Raw genomic sequence first — 4,724 nt, forward strand, 5'->3', positions numbered from 1 at the left:
TTTCTTGAATCCTTTGCCAGCAAGCATTTCAAGACTTAACGGGAAAAGTCAGGTTTCGGGTTGCCCTACCTACGGGAGCTACACCTTGTGGTTGGTACGAGGCGTTCACGAAGTGTGCCGAAGGTATCGCGCATCTCATCCCCACAATGCCTGACTCTCAACTACTGCTCAAGCAACAGCAAGCTTTGGAGAAATTTTTAGCCGGGAATGCGCCAACACCACTGCTAATAGAAAGAGTGGGGGGACGTACACAGTCTAAATATAAACCTGGACATTTACCTTGCAACACCATTCTGCGATCGCACTTCACAGATCACAAAGGGTGCAACCGTAGTAAGTTCGCTGATATCTGGTTGCCGAATGGTACGGTCAAGTCTTTGTCTATTCAAGGTGCAGCGAGGTTACAGGGTTTTCCTGGTTGGTACGAGTTTCCTAACGAAACTGCTACGGCTGGGTCGATTATCGGCTATTCTGTCCCTCCCAGTTTCGCAACACAACTATTTATATCTGCACAGAGCAAATTATTAGGAGTGACTGTATGATTAACCTTGTCCAAAACTTAGAATAAGTTCAGGCTATTGCCGATGGCTCCTCACCAATTTCCAGTTCCTTCTTGATTAACGGGTTTAGAGAGATTTTCCTTCCCGTTCTCAACTTTACGGTCAAAGCGATCGCTTTGGGCTTCTGCTTCTTTGAGTAACTGTCTTTGTTCATCGTTGACTAATACCAACATCGAAGAATAAGGGCTGACAATCTTATACTTTTTAGCTACGGCGTGAATCACATCCAAACCTTTGAGGTTATCTAACTTAATTTTTTGACTCAACCCTAAAATTAATTGTCTGGCTGCTAATGGCAAGAAATCATCTTGTTGGTTGCTAGTTGCAATTGCTGTGTCTAATGTTTGCAAATACCAAGCATAACCATTGACAACACTCACAACAGAGTCACCTAAGACTGATTTAGTAGCAATTCGTTGCAGCACCTCAGAAATATCAACAGCAACCCCACCACCACTATCTTGTAATGATTTAATGATGCCATCGTTATAAGCCCCAGGTAATCCACCTAGATGTAGTATCCACAAAGGTGCAGGCGTATTGGGGACGGTTTTATTGTTTTTCGATAATTCATAACTACCTTCATCACTCAACAGCAAAACGACATCATAAGCTGTATCTCCACGCCAATTGTTAAACTGTGTCAGCATTTCTTGGGGTTGAATTGTACCGTAAAAAGCGACTTTTTCCGGTTGGAATTGCTGGAGATCATCTAACCGTTTGGGTGCAGCACCTGGAGAAACACTAAGATATAAATCTGCATCGTTGTTTGTCAAATCATTATCTGCAAAGCCGTGTTGTTTCAACCATGATAATGTTTGCAGCAATTCTTTAATATGTTTCCCCATGCTGCGAGAAGTATCGAGAACTACAGCAACTCGTTGATGTTTGGGTAAGGTATAATCTTGACTAGATAAAGGTTTAGCTAATATTTTGTAGCCTTCCTCTAAATTTACTTCATGTAATACAGGCTGAATTTTTCCACTCGTCGGGATGAATTTTTCTAACCAAGCATCGTCTTTCAAACCGATTTCTTTGCCGTTGCGGATACGCTTGGTTTGATTAGTCCAGAATATATTACGCCTTTCCCCTAAATCTGGCATTTCCCAACCCAAGTCTTGTCCTAGCACTTTGTAAGTTAACCATAGGTGCATTTCTGTGGGGAGTCGTGGTTGCCCTTCTATTTGTTGTACATTCTTAGGAGGAATAGGAAAAGCCCGTAAGCGATAATGTCTCGGCCCTACTTGTTCCAACAAAGCTGGATCTATAGGGCGTGAGCGTCTAACTTGAGAATTATAAACTTTCTGGGCAGCACCACGAGGAGAGACAACAAAAGCGAAACGTTGGTCTAATTTATTAGTATCTCCCAACCATAAGCCAGTAATTACAGCGCTTTCTGGCAAAGAAAAGGAGTAAAAAACTTCCTGAACTTCTTGTGTTTGGTTTTTATAAATTTCGTACAATTCCACATCAGCCCAATCACCATGTTCTTTAACTGTGACTTCTTGTGATACTAATAAAACTTTTTTTTCGTTGATATTTAATAAACCTGCTTTAACTTCTTGTTCATTAAAAGTAGATTGTACTGCGTGACTAACTGCTGTTTTTTCTGCTTTTTGTAGAGGTGTATCAAAAAAATCGGCGTAAAGTTTCTCTGCCTTGGCGGTATCTTTGTCAGAACCATTATATAAAAATGGTGACATCAGAAAGTTATAAGTTGCTTGCAATCCATCAGTGGCCGATTTATCTAAGCCTAATACATGATGATACATAGCACTGATATGGTTATTTTCTTGCTTGCTGCTAAGGTAGCGGTAAGAAGATAAATAAGCATTAACTAATCCTGTACGAATTTGTTCTGATTTGGCTACGAGCGTTTGGCGATCGCTATCATTTGTAGGTGCATTAGCTAAGAGTGAAAAAGCTAATACTTGGGGTTGTTGTTGTAAAGATACAAAAGTAACTGCAAACGCCACAATAACTGCACCAGCACCAGCAAATGTTTTATTCTTACCATGTTCTGAAGCAAAGGCTCTTAAAATTTTTGCTCCTGAATGTACATACATTGCTGTTAACGCCGATGGCATTGCAATAAACAATGTGGCACTGAAACTAACAATAGCCAGCCAAGGAATTATTATAAATAACCCTCCCACAAAAGCTGAGTGATATAGTACATCCCATAATAGTTTTAGCCATGCAAATTTGAGGAATTCTTGCAACAGAAATACTGCTAAAGGCAAGGCGTAAAATAACAACACCGCACCCGCATAAATTCCAAATACTAGCATTAATGTATGGGCTAACATTTGTGCCCATTGCAAACCACTTTTACGTCGGTCAGCATAACCCCAAAATAACTCTCCAGTAAAAGCAGCTATACATACGCCCATTGTTATCAGAATTTGGCTACTGGCTGATGTCAGTTCTCGGATCACAAATAACCGCAACAAACACAATAAAAACAGTGGTGCTTCTATACCATAAAATAGGCGAATTAGTTGTAAAGGTTGTTTGGTAAATCTCCAACCACCAATAATACTGGAAATTGTGGGGATGGCAATTAAAGTAACTAGAGTCAAAGAAAATTCAGATGGGATATCACCTGTTAAGGTTGCCTGAAATAATGGTACGCCTACGTATGGCAATATCCCTATGTAAACTAACATTAAAAATGTCAGATTCCAGAGCCAAAAAATTCCATAAAAACTTGTATTCCAAAATAATTTCACAGCTTTACTCCTCTAAAATTAACGTTCATGCACCCATACCCCAGCATTGAAAATAGTTCCTTATTTTAAGTTTTCCCTTAACACTGGCTTTTGTAACAATTTGCTTAGGGACTTCCAGCTCTTTTGTTAATGGTGCTGGAATCCACCAGCCATGTATATATTCATTAGAGCCGGCAATAGCTAAACGCACATCTTTGTAAGGAAGAAAAATGTCCGGTGAACTAGGTAGCGTTAAGATTTTTGGTATGGGGCGAAATATCAAATAAGGCTGCCGAACATACAAAAATAGACAAGTTGAAATGTAGGCGATCACTATTAATCCTACGCTTGTTAGCAGCAGTTTTCGAGGATTGCTATATACCACGTCCCTAAAGTTATTTTCCACTACTGCCGGGTTAGTGCGTGATTAAGCGGAGGTTCTGTAGTGTTGCGGCGGAGTAACCCCAGATGGAATATCACAGAAGACTTGGCTAGATATATGTTCATGATGCCACCATATTTTATGTCAATGCATAAGTCCTAATATAATTCGTTCGCTATGCAATATTCTTCAGCTAGAGTTTTGTAATTTACGCAAAAAGAGCGAAAAACTTTTAAAGCTGCACTATACAAGGATTAAACGCAATAAACCAATCCCAATACAACACCCTTGGCTGAATGCGTGTTAACCAATGGTTATCAAAATTTGGTCAAACAAACATGAATGCACTATTACCCCAAGGAGCGATCGTAGGCCGTGGAGGGCGGTTGTAACAAAGGCACAGAAGAGGCGGGGGCGGCGATAGGGGAAGCTTGAGCTTTTTGCGATCGCCATTGCAACCATGTTTTGAGGGAGCAGTACAGACTAAAAATGAACAAACTATAAATTTTATTTTAAAGATTTGATGAACTTCAGCACAAACACTAGTTTTTTTTGCTTTTTTGGGCGTAACATTCCTGGGGACGGTGAAGTATCTCAGAGCGAGTTTCAAGCGTTTGTTGACAGTGTGATTACCCCTCGTTTCCCATCGGGTCTAACAATTTTTGATGCCAATGGGCAATTTCAAGACAGTACCGGAATTATTATTGAAGAACCCTCCAAGGTTATTAGCCTTATCTTTGAAGATACTCTGGATAACGAAACTTCTATTAACCAAATTATTGAAGCTTACCTTCAACAGTTTAGTCAAGAAAGTGTCTTGACAGTTGTTGATGAAGATATCCGTGTGCGTTTTGTAGAGTCTGAGCCTGTTCCAGAACCTTCTTCTGTTACTGGAGCGCTTCTATTTAGCACTTTGATCGTCGCTTGCAGATTGAGAAAGAAAGGGCATAAGCATCGGTAAGAGGTTAAGATAAAGCACTTTTTGCCTCGAAAAGTTTTGAGGATGAGTACTATCATTGCTTATGCTGTGATTGATGGAGTTCAAAGAAGAGGAGAAAAGGGGAACTACAG

Annotated in this window: 5 protein-coding genes; 2 read left to right on the forward strand and 3 right to left on the reverse strand. The window is 40.2% G+C overall.

Going from position 1 to position 4,724, the window contains the following annotated elements:
- Positions 1-146 precede the first annotated feature (146 nt).
- Positions 147-542, forward strand: coding sequence for a DNA cytosine methyltransferase (locus tag VB740_RS17170; protein WP_323201174.1), 396 nt, complete (start codon positions 147-149; stop codon positions 540-542).
- Between the two features lie 50 nt (positions 543-592).
- Here VB740_RS17170 and VB740_RS17175 read toward each other — a convergent pair whose 3' ends face one another.
- The 3 genes from VB740_RS17175 to VB740_RS17185 form a co-directional block, all read right to left on the reverse strand.
- Positions 593-3,292: a TIGR02921 family PEP-CTERM protein gene (locus tag VB740_RS17175; RefSeq protein ID WP_323201175.1), complete on the reverse strand. Its 2,700-nt coding sequence runs from the start codon at positions 3,290-3,292 to the stop codon at positions 593-595.
- Positions 3,293-3,317: 25 nt separating this feature from the next.
- Positions 3,318-3,677 carry a hypothetical protein gene (locus VB740_RS17180; protein ID WP_323201176.1) on the reverse strand — a complete coding sequence of 120 codons (360 nt, stop codon included), beginning with the start codon at positions 3,675-3,677 and terminating at the stop codon, positions 3,318-3,320.
- 326 nt (positions 3,678-4,003) lie between these two features.
- Entirely contained in the window at positions 4,004-4,150 is a 147-nt protein-coding gene (locus tag VB740_RS17185; RefSeq protein WP_323201177.1) for a hypothetical protein, read from the reverse strand.
- 26 nt (positions 4,151-4,176) lie between these two features.
- Here VB740_RS17185 and VB740_RS17190 point away from each other — a divergent pair, with 26 nt between their 5' ends.
- Entirely contained in the window at positions 4,177-4,614 is a 438-nt protein-coding gene (locus VB740_RS17190) for a DUF3574 domain-containing protein (RefSeq protein ID WP_323201178.1), read from the forward strand.
- Positions 4,615-4,724 lie beyond the last annotated feature (110 nt).

This window comes from Nostoc sp. UHCC 0251 (assembly GCF_034932245.1).
In the GTDB taxonomy this organism is placed as follows: domain Bacteria; phylum Cyanobacteriota; class Cyanobacteriia; order Cyanobacteriales; family Nostocaceae; genus Nostoc.